General features: G+C 25.8%; 15 protein-coding genes. 3 read left to right on the forward strand and 12 right to left on the reverse strand.

Annotated elements, in window-relative coordinates:
* Window positions 1–109: 109 nt before the first annotated feature.
* Window positions 110–1,210 (reverse strand): 6-phosphofructokinase, encoded by a 1,101-nt coding sequence (locus tag BN6774_RS12500; protein ID WP_066894269.1) that lies wholly within the window; start codon window positions 1,208–1,210, stop codon window positions 110–112.
* A 316-nt stretch (window positions 1,211–1,526) separates the two neighbouring features.
* Here BN6774_RS12500 and BN6774_RS12505 point away from each other — a divergent pair, with 316 nt between their 5' ends.
* Window positions 1,527–2,459: a V-type ATP synthase subunit I domain-containing protein gene (locus BN6774_RS12505; protein ID WP_066894272.1), complete on the forward strand. Its 933-nt coding sequence runs from the start codon at window positions 1,527–1,529 to the stop codon at window positions 2,457–2,459.
* A gap of 27 nt (window positions 2,460–2,486) precedes the next feature.
* On the opposite strand, the gene BN6774_RS12510 is transcribed toward BN6774_RS12505, so the two are convergent.
* The 6 genes from BN6774_RS12510 to BN6774_RS12535 form a co-directional block, all read right to left on the reverse strand.
* On the reverse strand, window positions 2,487–3,377 hold the full coding sequence (locus BN6774_RS12510) for an undecaprenyl-diphosphate phosphatase (protein WP_066894275.1): 891 nt from the start codon (window positions 3,375–3,377) through the stop codon (window positions 2,487–2,489).
* 93 nt (window positions 3,378–3,470) lie between these two features.
* The gene (locus BN6774_RS12515; protein ID WP_084767010.1) at window positions 3,471–4,568 is read right to left on the reverse strand and encodes a hypothetical protein; all 1,098 of its coding nucleotides are present in this window, start codon (window positions 4,566–4,568) and stop codon (window positions 3,471–3,473) included.
* A 62-nt stretch (window positions 4,569–4,630) separates the two neighbouring features.
* A complete protein-coding gene (locus BN6774_RS12520; protein ID WP_066894282.1) occupies window positions 4,631–6,475 on the reverse strand; it encodes a tetratricopeptide repeat protein in 1,845 nt (614 codons plus the stop codon).
* A gap of 163 nt (window positions 6,476–6,638) precedes the next feature.
* Window positions 6,639–7,427, reverse strand: a complete 789-nt coding sequence (locus BN6774_RS12525) for an ABC transporter permease (protein WP_066894285.1) — start codon at window positions 7,425–7,427, stop codon at window positions 6,639–6,641.
* Window positions 7,420–8,187, reverse strand: a complete 768-nt coding sequence (locus tag BN6774_RS12530; RefSeq protein ID WP_066894287.1) for an ABC transporter ATP-binding protein — start codon at window positions 8,185–8,187, stop codon at window positions 7,420–7,422. The genes BN6774_RS12525 and BN6774_RS12530 overlap by 8 nt, the downstream gene beginning before the upstream one ends.
* An 86-nt stretch (window positions 8,188–8,273) precedes the next feature.
* Window positions 8,274–9,299 carry an ABC transporter substrate-binding protein gene (locus BN6774_RS12535; protein WP_066894290.1) on the reverse strand — a complete coding sequence of 342 codons (1,026 nt, stop codon included), beginning with the start codon at window positions 9,297–9,299 and terminating at the stop codon, window positions 8,274–8,276.
* A gap of 179 nt (window positions 9,300–9,478) precedes the next feature.
* Here BN6774_RS12535 and BN6774_RS12540 point away from each other — a divergent pair, with 179 nt between their 5' ends.
* Complete coding sequence (locus tag BN6774_RS12540) at window positions 9,479–9,856, forward strand: CidA/LrgA family protein (protein ID WP_066894293.1); 378 nt, start codon at window positions 9,479–9,481, stop codon at window positions 9,854–9,856.
* Complete coding sequence (locus BN6774_RS12545; protein WP_066894296.1) at window positions 9,856–10,560, forward strand: LrgB family protein; 705 nt, start codon at window positions 9,856–9,858, stop codon at window positions 10,558–10,560. The genes BN6774_RS12540 and BN6774_RS12545 overlap by 1 nt, the downstream gene beginning before the upstream one ends.
* 43 nt (window positions 10,561–10,603) lie before the next feature.
* Here the strand turns inward: BN6774_RS12545 and BN6774_RS12550 are convergent, their stop codons facing one another.
* The 5 genes from BN6774_RS12550 to BN6774_RS12570 form a co-directional block, all read right to left on the reverse strand.
* The gene (locus BN6774_RS12550) at window positions 10,604–12,559 is read right to left on the reverse strand and encodes a DNA topoisomerase (protein WP_066894299.1); all 1,956 of its coding nucleotides are present in this window, start codon (window positions 12,557–12,559) and stop codon (window positions 10,604–10,606) included.
* A gap of 68 nt (window positions 12,560–12,627) precedes the next feature.
* The gene (locus BN6774_RS12555; RefSeq protein WP_066894302.1) at window positions 12,628–13,122 is read right to left on the reverse strand and encodes a TspO/MBR family protein; all 495 of its coding nucleotides are present in this window, start codon (window positions 13,120–13,122) and stop codon (window positions 12,628–12,630) included.
* Window positions 13,123–13,182: 60 nt separating this feature from the next.
* Window positions 13,183–15,156, reverse strand: coding sequence for a sensor histidine kinase (locus BN6774_RS12560; RefSeq protein WP_235829615.1), 1,974 nt, complete (start codon window positions 15,154–15,156; stop codon window positions 13,183–13,185).
* 56 nt (window positions 15,157–15,212) lie between these two features.
* On the reverse strand, window positions 15,213–17,132 hold the full coding sequence (locus BN6774_RS12565; protein WP_066894307.1) for a sensor histidine kinase: 1,920 nt from the start codon (window positions 17,130–17,132) through the stop codon (window positions 15,213–15,215).
* 121 nt (window positions 17,133–17,253) lie between these two features.
* The gene (locus BN6774_RS12570; RefSeq protein WP_066894309.1) at window positions 17,254–18,180 is read right to left on the reverse strand and encodes an alpha/beta fold hydrolase; all 927 of its coding nucleotides are present in this window, start codon (window positions 18,178–18,180) and stop codon (window positions 17,254–17,256) included.
* Between the last annotated feature and the right edge of the window lie 19 nt (window positions 18,181–18,199).

Below are 18,199 nucleotides of genomic sequence, written 5' to 3' on the forward strand. Positions count from 1 at the left end.
TATTCTCCGCCTAATATAATTATATCATATTGTCAGAAAATTTTGAAGTATTCAACAAAATTATTTAATACAAAAAGTGGTGAAGAAAATCTCCACCACTTATAATTCCCTAATCTGCAAAAGAAATACCTATTTTCTTTGCCATTTTTACCAACTCGCCATTAGGATCAACTAATTTCGATTTTTGACCAATAACGTTTTCTAAGCTGTCACTTGAGATTCTACTATCTTTTAAACAAACCATTTCTCCAAATTTTCCTTCAGCTATTAACTCTACTGCCCCTACACCATATCTAGTTGAAAGAATTCTGTCATATGTTGATGTTGTTCCTCCTCTTTGGATATGCCCAAGAACAGTACATCTAACTTCTTTATCTGGTAATAGCTTTTCTAAATCATCTGCTAATTTATTGCCTATTCCCCCTAATCTAATTGGGTCTGGACTATCTGCAACAATTTTAGCAACGACTACATCTCCATCCTTTGGTTTAGCACCTTCAGCTACTACTACTATACTAAATCGTCTTCCAGAAGCTTCTCTTTCTTTGACCTTCTCAACAATTTTATTAATATCATAAGGAATTTCAGGTAAAAGTATAACATCTGCTGAGCCAGCTATTCCAGATTCTAATGCAATCCATCCTGCACCTCTGCCCATAACTTCACAAATCATAACTCTATGATGAGATTCCGCTGTAGTATGAAGTCTATCTAAAGCTTCTGTTGCTACATCAATGGCTGTATTAAATCCAAAAGTAACATCTGTAGAAGCTAAATCATTATCAATTGTTTTAGGAACTCCTATAACTTTAACACCTTTTCTAGCAAAGTCTCTTGCAGAAGTTAATGTTCCATCTCCTCCAATTACAACTAATACATCTACTCCTTCTTTCTTAAGATTTTCTACTGCAACATCTGAAACGTCCTTTTTAACCATAACTCCATCTTCTTCTACTAAATAATCAAATAAGTTATCTTTATTTGAACTGTATAAAATTGTTCCACCTCTATGAAGTATTCCAGATACACTATCTAATGTTAGAGGTACAAAATCATTGTTATATAATCCTCTATAACCAAATTTATAGCCTATTACTTCCATTCCATAATTTAAGATAGCTGTTCTTGTTACGGCTCTTATAACTGCATTTAATCCTGGACAATCTCCTCCACCTGTTAGTAGTGCTATTTTTCTAATTTGTTCTGTCATAAAAATTCCCCCTACCCATTTAGTTACTTTGAATTCATAAAGTTTTTTGAAACATTTTGTCAATTGCTATCAAATATTATTCTTTACTGATTTTTATATCTGCAATTGTTTTCAAAATACTGTTTTTCTTTTCATATTTATAATATCATAAAGATATTAGACTGAAAAGTGCAATTATTTATATTTTTAAGAATTTTTTGAATTTAGTAAATATATAATAAATTCCAATAAAACTTTATGACTTTTAACAAAAAAACATTGATATATAGTATTATATACTTTATAATATATTTATTAATATTGGTTGGAGGGGAAAATGATAAATTTTAATGAAGAATTTATAAAATTAGAAGAAGAAAGAACTATTTTAAGAAAATTAAAAACAAAACTTTTAAATCTAGAAAAAGAAATTGATAAAACTAATAAATCTGTTGAAGATTTAAAAGTAAGGCTATCTAAAGAAAAATCAGATGTTGATAAATTAGAATCCTTTAGCTTATCTTATATTTATTATAAAATGAAAGGTAGCATTGATGAAAAAATATCTAAGGAAAAATTTGAATTTTTAGAAGCTCAAGCAAAGTTTTTAGAAGCTAATGACTACCTTAAAAGATTAATTTCTAATAAAAAAGAATTGTTAGAATCAATTTCTAATATTGGTGATATTGATTTAAAACATGATGATTTATTAAATAAATCATCTGAATACATACTAAAGATAAATAATGAAAAAAGTAAAATAGTCTCTGAAATATTAGAGAAAATGAAATTTACTTCTATTGAGCAAAGAGAAATTAGGGAAGCTTTATATGAAGGAGATAAACTTATTCCCTGTATAGAAAAAGCTATTTCCTATTTGAATAGTGCAAAAAATTGGGGTATTTACGATATGATGGGTGGAGATTTAATAGCTACCATGGCTAAACGTTCTAAAATGAGTGAAGCATCTAATGCTATTAATTCTATTAAAGTGATGTTGAAAAAATATAATAGTGAATTAAATGATTTAAGTGATAAAATAAACATATCATTAAACTTAGATGGTTTATCTAGCGTAATGGATTATTTATTTGATAACTTCTTTACTGATTACTTTGTTCAAGGGAAAATAAACTCTGCATTAGAGGCAAGTATTGAATTAAAAGCTAAAGTAACAAACATACAAATGAATTTAAATAATAGATCTAGTATTTGTACACAAGAATTAAAAAATTTAAAAATAAAACTAGAGGAAGAAATAAAAAAATAAAAATAGGGAGTTTATCCCTATTTTTATTTACATTGTTAAAGTTACAATTCCTGCAACTGATAATGCTAATAAAACTATTCCTGCTATAACCCTATATATAGCAAATATTCTCATAGGTTTCTTCTTTAAGTAACTTACAAACATATCCATAACAACTATAGATACTATAAAAGCCACTATAAATCCTACTATTAAGGCTACTATAAATGTAGAATTCATAATTGAATAATCAAAATTAAATAAATCCATAGCTGATGAACCTACCATAGCTGGAACTGCTAAGAAGAATGAAAATTCTGCAGCTACAGGTGTTGAAAGTCCTGCAATCCAACCACCCATAATGGTAGAAGCACTTCTTGACATACCAGGCCACATTGATAAGACTTGAAATAGTCCAACTTTTATTGCTTGTATAGGTGTTATATCAAATACATCCGTAGTTGCCATGTTACCTCGTTTAGAAATCTTATTTCTAAACCTATTTTCAATAACTATTAGCAGTATACCACCTACTATAAATCCAACAACCACGGCAGATGGTTTAAATAAACTTTTAATATTATCATATAAAGTTAGTCCCACTATTAAGGCTGGAATAGAACCTATTAATATATTTATTCCAAATTTAAAACCTTTCTCACCTTTTTTACCTAGTGAAAATATAAAAGTGAAAAATTCTACAACTGCTCCCCAAAGTTTATTCCAATATAGAATAACAACAGCTAATATAGCTCCTAGTTGTATTACAACTTCAAACATTTTCGCAAATGCTTCCGCTCCAGGTAATCCTGTTCTAAATCCAATTAAACTTCCAACTAAAATCATATGTCCAGTTGATGATACTGGTACGAATTCTGTTAGACCCTCTACTACAGCAATAACTATAGCTTTAAGTATATAGATAAAATCTAAACCCATTCTTTTTCCTCCCTTATGACTTCTTCTTCACAACAAATTTTATTATACCCTTATCTATAAGGGCTGTCTATTACATAAAATCTTAAGATTTTATTATTTAAAATAAATTTCAATACTGCTTATTACATCTTTACCATTTAAAGATAATTCAAAAATATTATCTCCTTCTGTTAAGAGAATATCTTTATATTTTTTTACCTTTATAAATTCTCCTTCTTTTTCTCTAATATAGTATTCATCTAATATTTTACCATCCTTAAATCCTCCTATAATAAAGGATTTTGCTTTAGAATTATCTTCTTCATTATTTTCTTGCTTCTTCATTAAAACTATATAAGCTTTTTCATCTTTTATAACACTATTTTCAATTGGATTTCTATTCATTATGTCCTTATTTTCAGTAAATATAGTTGGTGGTAAAAAATTTCCCTTGAATTTTAATGCTATATCATCTTCATCCTTTATATAAGTTATATAACTATTACTTTTTTCCATTGTTGAAGTATTATCTATACTTATTGTATAAGTATATAGAACTTTTTTAAGCATAGGAATATAATCACTTCTCTTACTATTGCCGGTATAGTTTAAATTTCTTATGTCTATATCTAACAGTTCCATAGCACTACATGGAAAGTCTTTATTATCAAAATAACCTCTATCAATAAAGTCTATCATTATCCACTTATTATACTCTTTACTCCAAAATTCAACTACATAATAAGATTTTTCTTTACTAAAAGAAACATTAGTTCTTTTAAATTCCCCTAGTCTTGCTGTATATCCTAAGCTTTGAAGAAAATCTCTATATATTATTCCAAGATCTCTGCCTGAAGCCTTTTTAGATCCATTTTTCTCCTTTAATATATCAAAGCCATTAATTTTATTTGAACTTGGTATATCATCAAAAGTTATTATTTCATTAAGAGCTTCTGAAACCCTTATTGCTTTTTTAATTAAATCCTTCTCATCTTTAACCTTTTCTTCTAGGTTGTAGGTCTGTTTCAATATTTTAATTTTATCCTCATCTTCGTTACTATAGAAAAAATTAATATTATTTTCATTATAAATATTATCCCATTTTTCTATTGATAAATCTTTCTTAAATTTATTATTGAAAATAAATGTAAACCCAATGCTAACTACCAATATTACTAATATGGAATTAATAATTTTTTTAGTCTTTCTCATCAAAACCCCTCCATAATTATCCAAAACTATTTTATTTATAAAAAAAGTGCTAAAAAGCACTTTTAATAAATTAACTTAATTCCTTTTTTATCAAATTCTTTACTATTATCATTTAGGAATTCTTCATAAACTTTTTTCACCTTATTATAATTTTCAATTAATATTGTCTTAATTTCTTCATCTAATCCAGCTGAAATATCTTCATAAGCGGCTTTAAGGTTATCATATCCTCTAGCTATATCATTTTCTACCATTATATAATACCAAGCAGCATTATTTAGTGAAATTGGGTCTTTTTCATTCATTGAATACGCCTTACGTGTAAGCTCAATCCCCTTATCATTCATACCTTTTTCAAAATATAAAGCTCCAAGCATTCTGTAGTAATCTTGATTACTTTCATCTACTTTTATAGCCTCTTCTAATTTTTCTATAGCTTCATCAATTTTATTATCTTTTATATATATATCTATCATCTTACTATATATTATTGGATTATCTTTATTAAACTTTAATGCAATCCCATAGTAATATTTAGCTTTTTCATTGTTAGATACATAACTTGTATAATAATCAGCTAATTTAATAATTAATTCATAATTATAAGGCTCTTTCTTTATAGCTTCTCTATAATATGCTTCAATGGAATTAAAATTATTTTTATTTATTAAAATTTCTGGTATTAATATCCCATAACTTTCAGCATATTTATTATTCGCATTGATGCTTTTTTTAGCATAACTTAAAGCTTCGTCATACTTATTATTATTTAGTGCTTTAAGTGATAGTAAATAAAACGTTGTATATGACTCTTTATCTATAACCTTTGATTTATTTATAGCATCATCTAAATAAGCAATTGCTTCATCCTTATTGTTTAAATTTTTACTTATCTTATACTTTATATAATCAATTCCTATATTATTTATACCCTTACTATCTATTTCCTCTATTAAATCAAATGCTTTATTAGCACTCTCAGCATTCATTGCATATACATTGGCTAAAAATACTTTATAGGCATCATCATTAGATTCCTTTATTTTAGTCTCTAATTCCTTAATTAATGAATCTTTATCAAACTCATATATACTCTCAATTACATAATAAATTTTAAGTTCATTCTTATCTAATTCCCAGGCACTTTTAAGTAATTCTAATCCTTTATCCCATCTATTTATTAGCATATTCATATTAGCCAATACTGAAATGTCATATGATGATTTTTCATCTAAAGGATAATTTTCTGTAAGTTCTTCAGCCTTGTAAATATAATTATTAGAAATATATGCCATAAATAAAGTTTTCAATATATCTTTACTTTTTCCATAATCACTAATATACTGCTCCCCAAAAGAAATAGCCTCGTCATATTCATTGTTTAAAGTAAAGGTACGTAGCATAGAATTAATTAATTCTACATCTTTATCTTTAAATTTATTGTAACCTTCATCTTTTATTACCTTGTCTCTTTTTACTATAGCTTCTTTCAATAATGTACTTGATTTTTTAGTTTCTCCTCTTAAAGAATATATATCTGCAATTTTTACTGTCCATTCTGGCCAAGTATCTTTTTCTTGCATTTTTTTATATTCTTCTATAGCTTCATCATATTTACTTTGATAATATAACTGTTCTCCAGAATTTTTAGTTATGTTAACTTCTTCTACAGTTGTAAATCCTTTAATAGTTAAAATCATAATCAATACAAAAATACATGAGGTTGTAATAACAATTACTGGTTCTACATACTTGTTCTTCATATTTGCTTTTCTATATTTATCTGCTAATTTCTTACAGCCATCATTTAAAGTCTTATAAACTGGTTTTAATACTTTTTTCACCTTAAAAAAAAACGATTTCAAGTTCTTATTAACCCTAGAAAAAAGTCCCTTTACTTCTTTCATAATTCCCTCCAAAACAACTTTATCTATTTGTTCTTATTTTTATACATAATTGATTTTATCAAAAATTTATAATATTTACAATTAATATTTTACCACTATTATAATACTTATAAATTTAAAAAGCTAATAATACTTGATATTATTAGCTTTTCATTATACTAAATCAACTTATATTTTTCAATTTTTCTTCTAGCTTTGAAACAGCCTTATACATTATAAATGCTATAATTGAAAGTATAACTATACTCATCATTACCATATCTAATTGAGATATTTGTCCTCCATACACTATTAAAAATCCTAATCCCTTTCTTGCAACTAAGAACTCCCCCATAATAACTCCAACCCAAGATAAACCTACATTTATTTTCAAAGCTGATATAATGACTTGAATATTAGCTGGAAAAACAAGATACTTAAGGGTTTGAAACTTTGTAGCTTGTAGTGTTTCCATAAGTTTTAATTTTCCTTTATCAACTTCGTTAAATCCAGTTAAAACAGTAATTATAGTTGTAACTATCGATATAAGAAGAGCTATAACTATAATTGCAGTCATGCCATTTCCAACCCAAAATATTACTATTGGTGCTAGTGCAACTTTTGGTAATGCATTTAATACAACCAGATATGGATCTAGTATTTTTGATACAAAAGGTGATGCCCATAAAATTATTGCAATTACTGCTCCTAATATTGTACCTAAGGTAAAACCTAGTATTGTTTCATAACAGGTTATTAGTATGTGATTTAATAATGTTCCTTCCTTTATAAAAGATATTAATGATGCTAATATCCTACTAGGACTAGATGTTAAAAATGGATCTAATATTTTTAGCTGTGCTAATATCTCCCACAAAGCAATAAAAATTACTAAAATAGCAACTCTAAATATAGTAATACTAATAAGCTCTTTTTTTACTTTTTTTATATATTCTAAATGTTCCTTACTCATTAACTATGTCAAGCTCCTTCCATAATAAATTAAAGTATTCATTAAATTCAGGCTCTTTTCGCCTTTGAAAAGGAGTTGCTTCTTTGTTATTAAAATTTATTTTTACATCTAGCTTTATTACTGCAGGCCTTTTAGTAAGAACTATTACCCTATCTGAAGTTGCTATAGCTTCACCTAAATCATGGGTAACCATTATAGCTGTTTTATTTTCTTTTTTTATTATCTCCTTTACATCATCACAAACTTTTAGTCTAGTTTGATAATCTAAGGCAGAAAATGGCTCATCTAAAAGTAAAACATCAGGATTTAAGGCTAATGTCCTTATTAAAGCAACCCTTTGTCGCATCCCACCTGATAATTCTCCTGGTTTATGATTTTTAAATCTACCTAATTGGTAATTTTCTAAAAGAATTTCTGCCCTTTTAATATTCTCTTCTGTAGCTAACTTTTTAATCTTAAGTCCAAGCATTATATTACTTTTAACTGAAAGCCACTCAAATAAATAATCCTTTTGAAACATATACCCCATTTTATCTAATCTATTTTTAATATCTTTATCATTGTAAATTATTCTTCCACCTGTAGGCTTTAATAAGCCACTAATTATATTTAATAAAGTTGATTTTCCACAACCTGATGGCCCAATTATGCTTACAAATTCTCCTTTTTCTATCGAAAAATTCAAATTATCTATTGCTTTTGTCTCTGACTTTAACGAGTAATAAGTTAGGCTAATATCAGAAATCTCTATTAAGCTCATTTTTAAACCTCCTTTCTATATGTATAGGGCTGCCATAATGGCAGCCAAATTAATAGTAAACAATACATAATTCTTTTACATTTTTGCTACTTCTTCATTGATTCTTTTGCAAATGTATTATTAACTATTTTTTCAAAGGAAGGTCTTGCTGGTAATAAGTTACTATCGTAACTTTCTATAACATCCATTAATCTTGTTAAATCTTCTTCTTCTATTGTAGGCTTAGTTGCAATAGCATTAATTTCCTTGTAATTCTTAACTACGGAAATAATAATATCCTTATCTGTTCCTGGGAAAAAGGATATTATAGAATCAGCTATTTCTTCATTGCTATGGCTCTCAACCCATTTTTGTCCTTTATAAATTGCATTAGTAAAGCTTTGAATTTTTTCTGGATTCTTATCCATATATGACTTTGTAGCAAAGAAACAAGTGTAAGGTAAATTTCCAACTTCCTTTCCAATAGAAGTTATTATTTTTCCACTACCTTCTTTTTCAAGCATAGAAGCAGTAGGTTCAAATAAAGTTACATATTCCCCAGTTCCTGCTTTGAAAGCACCTGATGTAGCCGTAAAATCAATGTTTGTTACCATGTTTACATCTGTCTTAGCGTCTAAACCATTTAATTTAAGTGCATATTCAAAGGCCATTTCAGGAACTCCACCAGGTCTTCCACCTATTATTTCAGCTCCCTTTAAATCAGTCCATTTAAAGTTATCCTTAGCTTCTCTTCCTACTAGAAAGGCTCCATCTGTTTGAGTTAATTGTGCAAAAAGAACTGGGTAATCCTCTCTACCTTGATTATTAATGTATATAGTTTGTTCAGGCCCACAGAATCCAATATCAGCATTTTTACTTAATACTTGTTGCATAGTTTTATCTGCACCTTGTCCAGTAGATAAGTCTATTTCTATACCCTCTTCTTTAAAAAATCCTTCGTTTATAGCAACATACATAGGTGCATAAAATACTGATCTTACTACTTCATTTAACCTAACTTTTGTTAATTCTTTGTTTGTATCAACAGTTTTCTTATTACAAGAAATTAAACTTAATGTTGTTACTCCTAATAAAGCCACTATTGAAGCAATTTTAATAAACTTGCTTTTCATTTAAACCTCCATAAAGATTTATAATTTATCTATGGTTTATAATATGACTTAATAGCAAATTTTGTTAAAAAATAAGATATTATAATTTTTTAAGGTTATAATAATGTAAAGGTTATATGCCATTTACATCTGTTTTTAATAGTGATAAATTATTAATAGTAACTAAGGAGGTTAAACTAATGAAAATTTTTAGAGAATCCATTATTATTCTTGGTATTTACTTAATTGGAGAACTTATTTCTAAAGGTCTTTCCTTACCACTACCTGGTAATATAATTGGAATGATAATTTTATTATTATTACTATGTACTAAAGTAATTAAGGTTGAAAAAGTTGAAAGTATATCTACATTTTTTTTAAATCACCTATCATTTTTCTTTATTCCAGCTGGGGTAGGATTAATGTCGTCTTTTGATTCTATAAAGAATAGCCTTGTACATATTTTAATTTTATGTCTAATTACTACAGCTATTGTTATTATATTTACTGGTTTAATAGTTCAATATATAATCAACATTCAAGAAAAAAGAGTTAAGAAAGGATATGAAAAAAAATAATGGGAATTTTATCAGAAAATATTTTATTTGGAATAATAATTTCACTTATTGCCTTTGAAATAGGATTATTTATTTATAAGAAGACTAAATTTCCTCTTTTCAATCCACTTCTAATTGCAATAATATTAGTTATTGGTTTTTTAATTGTTTTCGATATTAATGTAGATTCATATAATAAAGGTGGGCAGTTTATAAATATGTTTTTAGGACCTGCTACTGTAGTATTAGCAGTACCACTATATAAGCAATTACAATTATTAAAAAAACATTTATTACCTATACTTATTGGTATTTTAATAGGGAGTGCTATAGGTATTTCCTCAGTTATTTTATTAGCTAACATATTCGGTATGGAAAAAATATTAACTATATCTTTACTTTCAAAATCTGTTACAACACCAATAGGCATAGAAATTACTAATCAACTTGGAGGATTACCTCCTGTTACTGTTTTAGCGATAGTAATATCTGGAATTTTCGGTGCGATTATAGGACCAATTCTATGCAAAATTTTCAAAATAAATGATAATGTAGCTATTGGAATAGCCCTTGGAACAGCTTCCCATGCTCTTGGAACTACAAAGGCCTTAGAACTTGGAGAAACAGAAGGAGCTATGAGTTCACTCTCTATAGGAATCGCAGGAATTATGACTGTATTTTTAGCACCTTCTTGTTATGCCTTACTATCTATGTTAATAAAATAAGATTATTTTAAAATTAAAGGGGCTATTTACAGCCCCTTTTTATCTATCCTTGATTTTTTATTTTCAATAACTTAGTATTTAATATCCCTATATTTGAAGCTTTTAATACTCTAAATGTATTATTTCTTGTATATACTTCAAGCTTAGTCATAAATTCTTCCGGCTTAATTTCTTTATCATTTACAAGCTTTAGCCCTTTCTCCCAAGATGCCGTTAATGCTGGATTTAAAAGAGAAGGTATTGAAACCTTAATTGCCTCGTAAATCATTTCTCCAAGATTAGTTGGAGTTATAATTTGTGTCTTTTTATTTGCTTGCATATATTCTATATTAATTAGCTTTTTTAGTATTTCTGCCCTTGTAGCCGAAGTACCAATTCCCGCTCCCTTAATATGCTCCCTAAGTTCTTCATCTTCTATAAGCTTACCTGCATTTTCCATAGCTATTATCATAGACCCAGTAGTATATCTTTTGGGAGGTGATGTTTCCCCTTCTTTTATTTCTAACTCATTTATAACTACTTTTGTTCCTTTTCTTAAATTTTCAGGAAAACTTTCTTCACTTTCTTCTTTATCATTTCCAAGTACTATTAAATAACCCTTATCAATACATACTTTTTTATTTAAAATAAAGTTTTCTTTTCCAACTAAAATTGTAATAGCCATTTTACTATATTGAGCTGCTGGATAAAATATAGATAGGAATCTCCTTAAAATCACAAAATAAACCTGTTTATCTAAACTAGGTAATTTTAATAGAGTATCTTTTCCTTCTCCTGTTGGTATAATTGCATAGTGATCTGTAATCTTACTATCATCTACATATTTACTTTTTAATATTCCCTTAGAATAATCCTTATCTATAATTTCATTTGCTATATTGGATAACTCTTCTCCTATAGGCATATTTCTAAGCTTTATAATATTACCCTTTATCCCTTTTGCAACTGCTGTTGATAATACTCTCGCATCTGTTCTTGGATATGTAACCATCTTTTTTTCATAAAGATTTTGTACTATCTTTAATGTTTCATCTGGACTAATTTTAAATCTTTTTGTACACTCGTTTTGAAGTTCAGCTAAATTATATAAAAGAGGCGCATTTTTCTTTTCCTTAGTCTTTTTAACTTCCTTTATAGTACCATTTCCAATATCTCTAAGTTTAGTTATTAATTCTTCTGCCTCTTCTTTTTTATTAAATCCAACTTCATTATATAATTTAGGGGACTCAAAATACTCCGAGCCTTCTATAGCTTTCCAATCAGCTATTATCTCAGAATTATCATCCTCCTTAGAAAAATTTCCAATTATCTTATAAAAAGACCTTTTCTTAAACTCTCTAATTTCTCTTTCTCTTTCTACGACCATTCCAAGAACACATGTCATAACTCTCCCTACTGCTACAACAACATTCTTATCTTTTTGTAATGCATTTGCTAAAGTCTTTCCATATAATAATGTCAAAAGTCTTGAGAAATTTATACCAAATATGTAATCCTCTTTAGCTCTTAAATAAGCAGAATGTGCTAAAGAATCATACTCTTCTAAAGGTTTGGCTTCTTTTATACCTCTTTTTATTTCCTCTTCAGTTTGAGAGTCTATCCACACTCTTTTTTTTACCTTATTAGGCTTTCCAGCCATATCATCAACTAATCTATATATATACTCTCCTTCTCGACCGGAGTCTGTGCAAACATATATAGTATCTACATCTTCCCTATTCATTAAACTACTTACAACATTAAATTGTGCCGAAGCAGAAGGTATTACTTCATATTTATAATCTTTAGGTAAAAAAGGTAAGTCTCTTAAATTCCAAAATTTCAATTTTTCATCATAAACTTCCGGATAACTCATAGTTACCATATGTCCAACACACCAAGTGAATATGCTTCTTTCACCCTCTATATATCCATTGTTTCTTTTCCCCTTTACATTTAGCAACTTAACAAATTCCATAGCTACTGAAGGTTTTTCTGCAATAAATAAAGTTTTCCCCATAGAAACTTCCTTTCTAATAAAAATAAACCTTCATATGAAGGTTTATTTTTATTATACTATATATTTTTTTACATTTCATTAAAAACCCATATAAAGAAATTTAAAAATCCAGCGTACACTAACCAAATCATATATGGAATAAGTAATAATCCTGCAATTTTATCGATTTTAATAAACTTTATAAAAGTTATTATTACAAAAACAAATAACATTATTATCCATAAAAATGATATTCCATACAATCTAAAAGTAAAGAAAATAAAACTCCACATAAAGTTCAAAATAAGTTGGATTATATAAAAGAAATAAGCCCCCTTATCATCTATATTTGATTTGTTCTTAACATAAATTCTGTAAGCTGCAATTCCCATTAATATATATAATATTATCCATACCACAGCAAAAACTATATCCGGAGGTGTAAAAACAAATTTTTTAAGATTTCTATATGTATCCATAGAATTTCTATTAATATATCCTACAATGAGTCCTCCTAATAAAGGAATAATTATATTTAATAATAAAGGAATAATTTTTATATTTCTTTTAACTTTATTTTTCATTTAATACACTCCCATATATTATTCTATATTATATATGTCTAAAAAAATAAAGTTATGTTATTAAAAATAAATATCAGAGAATTCAATATCTATCTTTTGATTAAAATTATTAATTTCTATATTATTATTTACTATAGCCTTACTACTCTTTATATTCTTGTCATAAGGTAACTCTATTTTAAATATATTCCCATATTTCTTTCCAGCATTAATACTTATTTCTCCCCCATGAAGTTCAACTAACCCCTTTGTTAAATATAAACCAAGTCCACTTCCTTCTGATGGTCTATTTAAAGAAGTATTTACCTTTGTAAATTTATCGAATATTTCATTTCTTTTATCTTCTGGTATTGCTTCTGCATCATTTACTACTTCAATAATTATTTTTTCATTATTGCACACCTTAGTAGTGACATAAATATTTCCATTATCCTTTCCATATTTTAATGAATTAGATAATATATTTAGCATTATTCTCTCAATATGACTTTTATCACAATATAAGTATATTTCCTCATACTGTGGATCATAAGTTAATTTAGTATTTTTCAGCTTCATATAAAAATCACAAGACAAAACTATATTTTCAATTATATCTACAACATTATAAATTTTACAATCTCTCTCTAAATATCCTTCTGATAGCTTATTGCTATCTATAAAATTATTTATAGTTCTAATTAGTCTTAAACAATTCTGCCTAATTATATTATTATTATTATTTATTTTGTGTATTTGATTATTATCTAAGTACACATCATTTAATTGAAGTGCTGAATAAATAACATTTATAGGAGTTCTTAATTCATGAGAAATATTTGAATAAAATTCATCTTTAATATTTTCCTCTTTTATCTTTTTTTCTATTTTTACTATTTCTTCTCTTTGTTTTATTATTTCACTAATATCATTAAATACAAGTATTTTTCTATTATCATAAATTTTCATTAATAATATTTCTAAATACTTTTCTTCTCCAGATTCAGCTATTATTCTTATTTCAGTTGAAAATTCGTTAACTTCCCTCTCTTTAGAATATTCTTTGCCTGTTATAACATTTAAAATTTCATTAAGATTTAACATTCTATCATTACACTGAAGTTCATTTATTATATTGCAATATTTATTTTCTGAATAATTAGAGTAAGTTAATATATCATTTTCAAAAAGTAAAATTCCATTTGAAAAAGCTTGTACAACATCAAAATATTTTTTTTCACTCTTCTCTAGTAATAAGTTTAACTCTTTTAATTCTTTTTCTCTTCTTTTTAAGTTCTTATTTAAACTTTTCTTAATTTCCTTTGCTCTATTTAAGCTTTCATAAGCACTAGAATATGCATTTGATAATAAAGTTTCTTCAAATTTATCATATAATAAAAAATATGAAATTGATTTGCTAATCCAAATAAAAAAATTCAATTCTATATTTACTAATAAGGAAATAAATAAAAAAGTGTTACTTAATAATGAAAAAAAACTTATTCTTAGAATCCATCTATCTTCTTTTTGTAACTTAAAATTATTATATAAAACTACACTTAATATAAACAATATAGAAACTACTACTTGATTTATAATAATTCCCCTTCTGCTTGTAAAAATTAAAGCTAATTTACTCAAAATATTATTTTCATCTTTTAAGATAAAACTTATAATTATCATAATAAAAAATAGAATTATCCATTGAATTCTTTCTTTATAATTTTTGTAGTATAATATCATACTTAGAATTATATTTAACATTTCGAAATATACTATAATTTGAGTAAAGGCTATTACTATATTATTATCCGTTATAAAATGGGATAATTCTATATCTAAAAATCTAATAATAGCTATAAAAAAACATCCTATCCCTAAATATTTTAATATTCCTAGATCTCTATTCTTCACCTTTACTATACTTATAATAAAAATTAGCACTGATATAGATAAACATAATACTCTATTTATAAAAATATATTCATTTGTCATATTAAAAATTAATTCAATAATAATAAGAACTAAAATTGCAGGTAGAAATATGTGAGACATTAATCCAATATGTTTATAATTTATCTTCTCCCCAATCATATATACTATTACACCCTTTACTTATACAACTTTATAATAAAAGTAGTCCCCTTTCCTACTTCACTATTGATATTTATGGATCCATTTTGAGCTTTTATTAGATTATATACAACAAATAGCCCAACTCCAAAACCTGTAGGATTATTATTTTTGCACCTACTTTCCATTTCATATTTATTAAAAGCTTTATTAATAAACTCTTTACTCATTCCCAATCCATTATCACTTACTTCTATTAATACATAATCTTTAAAATTTTTTATCTTAATAGAGATTATTCCTCCAGAACTTGTAAACTTAATTGAATTCGATACTAAATTTAATATTACTCTTTGCATCATTTCTTTATCAAAATAAATATATATTTCTTCCTCATCAGTATCAAATATAGTTTCAATTCCACTATTATTAATATAAGGGGACAAAGAAAATAAATAATCCTCAATAAACTCAACTATATTATCTAAAATTAAATTTACTTGTAAATTTTCCGAATCTATTTTACTTATATCGATTAAATTATTAGTGAATTTTGTTAATATAAAACAATTCTCCTTGCTTATATCATTATACATTTTTATTTTTTCTATATTATTATTATCAATTAATATTTTTTCAAGTTGAATAGCTGAATATATTACATTAACAGGTATTTTTAAATCATGAGATATATTTGATAAAAAATTTTTCTTTATCTCTTCTCTAATTTTAATATTTTCAAGCTCTTCTTTCATTTCTGATAACTTTATTTCTTCAGTTAAATCTTTAAATAATATAATGTATTCTAATTCTTCAATATTCAGGTTAAATAGCCGTAACTCTATTTTTTTATTGTTCAATGTAATAGTAGAAGCATATGGAGAACCCTTAAATTCCTTCCCTATTTTACTTAAATCATAATTAAAATCTATATAATTATCTATTCTTTTATTTACTACTTCTCTTAAATTATCTTTTTGAACTTCTTTCAAAAATTTTGAATTACAGTAAACAATTCTTAAATTATTATTTATTATTACTATTGGATTGGGTAGTCTTCCTAAGAAACTTTTATATAACCCCTGTTTATCCTTTAACTTTCTATAAGTCTCTTCTAATTTATAATTATTTTTTATTATTTTTCTATTTATATTTTCTAAGTGTTTACTTGTATCTATTGTTTCCTTAAAAACAAAATTATAATTTTCTTTAGTTATATTAAAAATTATAGCAATTAGAGTTGAGATAAAAACTATTTGCATAACTACCCCTGAAATATTATTTATAGTATATATACTATATCTAGTTGCCAAAATCCTTATAACATAGTCAAAAGTTGTAAAAAATAAATTTAATTTAAGTAAATCTATCTTTTTATTAAACTCTATATTATATGAGTAAATGTATTTATAAGCTAATATCAATAATACTGAAATAGATATAATATATATTATTGGGGTTATAATCCAATAATATTTTGAATTTAAATATATTAACGTGGTTAAAGAAATTAATATACTAAAATATTCTATATATATTTTTTTATCCTTATTATCTATCTCTCTATATTTTGATAACATATAATATAATAATATTCTATTAATGAATCTAAAATTATAAACTTGGCTATATTCAATTTTTTTCAAGAAAACCTTTAGTACTTGAAAATATCCATCTGGTGTTAATGCTATCATTTGAATAAAGCAATTTATTAAAAAATATAATTGTAACAAACCATAAATTGGCTTTTTAGTAATACTTTCTAGATGTATCGAAAACATTAATAAAATTATACTTAGTATAAGAGCAAACATATCAAATAAATTATATGTAATCTGCTCATTAAAAAAAGACATTATTAGTGCAAAAGAAAATATACATGTAGTAATGAAGCTATACCCTAATATATCTTTTAAATTCATATAATAAATTTTTTCTTTAAAATTATTATAATCCACTATTTTTCTCCTTATTCAATATCATTACTACATAATTTTACATCATTTCCTTTTATAAGTGAATATAATTATATATTTTAAATATAACATTTTTTAACAAGCAGCCCTAAAAAATTTAGTATCAACAAAATTTATGACTATTTATCCAATAAACTATCTCTTTAATCACAACATCCTTATTTATTTCATTTAACATCTCATGTCTACCTTCTTTATATAATTTATAATTTAAATCCTTTACACCAAGCTTTTTATAAGTATTATATAAATTTAAAATTCCTTTCCCAAAATATCCAACAGGATCTCTATCTCCAGCAAGTATATAAATTGGAATGTCTATTTTTTTTATCTTATTCAAATTTTCTTCCTTATGAATATCCCATAGCCCATTAATTAAATCTTGATAAAATTCTGTTGGATAGATAAATCCACAAAATTCATCTTTTATATATTTATCAACCTCTGCTTTTTCACTACATAACCAATCAAAATCTGTTTGTGGATTTTTAACACTAGAATTAAAGCCTCCAAAAGAAAGCTTATCCATAAGTTTACTTCTATTCCCCGTACCTTTAAGTAATATTTCAAGTTTGCAAACTAACAATCCTATCTTAGTAAAAAATTTTGGTTTGCCATTACTACCAGATAAAATTAATCCATCTATAGTATCACCATACTCCTCAAGATATCTTTGACTTAAAAATGATCCCATACTATGACCAAATAAAATAATTGGAATATCCTTATTTTCATTTTTAATAATATCATTTAAATGTTTTATATCTTCTACCATTGTATAAAACTTATCATTACCATTTAAATACCCTAACTTATCAATGTTCTCACTACTTTTTCCATGCCCACAGTGATCATTTCCATAAACTAAATAACCTTCTTCAACTAATTTATTAGCAAAGTAATCATATCTTCCTGCCCATTCTGACATGCCGTGGGCTAATTGAATTATAGCTTTAGGTTTTGTATTATTTCCCCATTTATAATATATAATAGTTGAATTTTCTTTATTTTTAAAATTATATTGTTCCAATTAATACACTTCCTTTTAA

It is taken from the genome of Clostridium nigeriense, assembly GCF_900086595.1.
Classification (GTDB): domain Bacteria; phylum Bacillota; class Clostridia; order Clostridiales; family Clostridiaceae; genus Clostridium; species Clostridium nigeriense.

Excerpts from the sequence above, each read along its gene's own strand:
- BN6774_RS12510 (WP_066894275.1), bottom strand. The coding sequence starts at position 3,377 with ATGGGTTTAGATTTTATCTATATACTTAAAGCTATAGTTATTGCTGTA.
- BN6774_RS12545 (WP_066894296.1), top strand. The coding sequence starts at position 9,856 with ATGGGAATTTTATCAGAAAATATTTTATTTGGAATAATAATTTCACTT.
- BN6774_RS12540 (WP_066894293.1), top strand. The coding sequence starts at position 9,479 with ATGAAAATTTTTAGAGAATCCATTATTATTCTTGGTATTTACTTAATT.
- BN6774_RS12530 (WP_066894287.1), bottom strand. The coding sequence starts at position 8,187 with ATGAGCTTAATAGAGATTTCTGATATTAGCCTAACTTATTACTCGTTA.
- BN6774_RS12535 (WP_066894290.1), bottom strand. The coding sequence starts at position 9,299 with ATGAAAAGCAAGTTTATTAAAATTGCTTCAATAGTGGCTTTATTAGGA.
- BN6774_RS12500 (WP_066894269.1), bottom strand. The coding sequence starts at position 1,210 with ATGACAGAACAAATTAGAAAAATAGCACTACTAACAGGTGGAGGAGAT.
- BN6774_RS12560 (WP_235829615.1), bottom strand. The coding sequence starts at position 15,156 with ATGTCTCACATATTTCTACCTGCAATTTTAGTTCTTATTATTATTGAA.
- BN6774_RS12505 (WP_066894272.1), top strand. The coding sequence starts at position 1,527 with ATGATAAATTTTAATGAAGAATTTATAAAATTAGAAGAAGAAAGAACT.
- BN6774_RS12520 (WP_066894282.1), bottom strand. The coding sequence starts at position 6,475 with ATGAAAGAAGTAAAGGGACTTTTTTCTAGGGTTAATAAGAACTTGAAA.
- BN6774_RS12515 (WP_084767010.1), bottom strand. The coding sequence starts at position 4,568 with ATGAGAAAGACTAAAAAAATTATTAATTCCATATTAGTAATATTGGTA.
- BN6774_RS12550 (WP_066894299.1), bottom strand. The coding sequence starts at position 12,559 with ATGGGGAAAACTTTATTTATTGCAGAAAAACCTTCAGTAGCTATGGAA.
- BN6774_RS12525 (WP_066894285.1), bottom strand. The coding sequence starts at position 7,427 with ATGAGTAAGGAACATTTAGAATATATAAAAAAAGTAAAAAAAGAGCTT.
- BN6774_RS12555 (WP_066894302.1), bottom strand. The coding sequence starts at position 13,122 with ATGAAAAATAAAGTTAAAAGAAATATAAAAATTATTCCTTTATTATTA.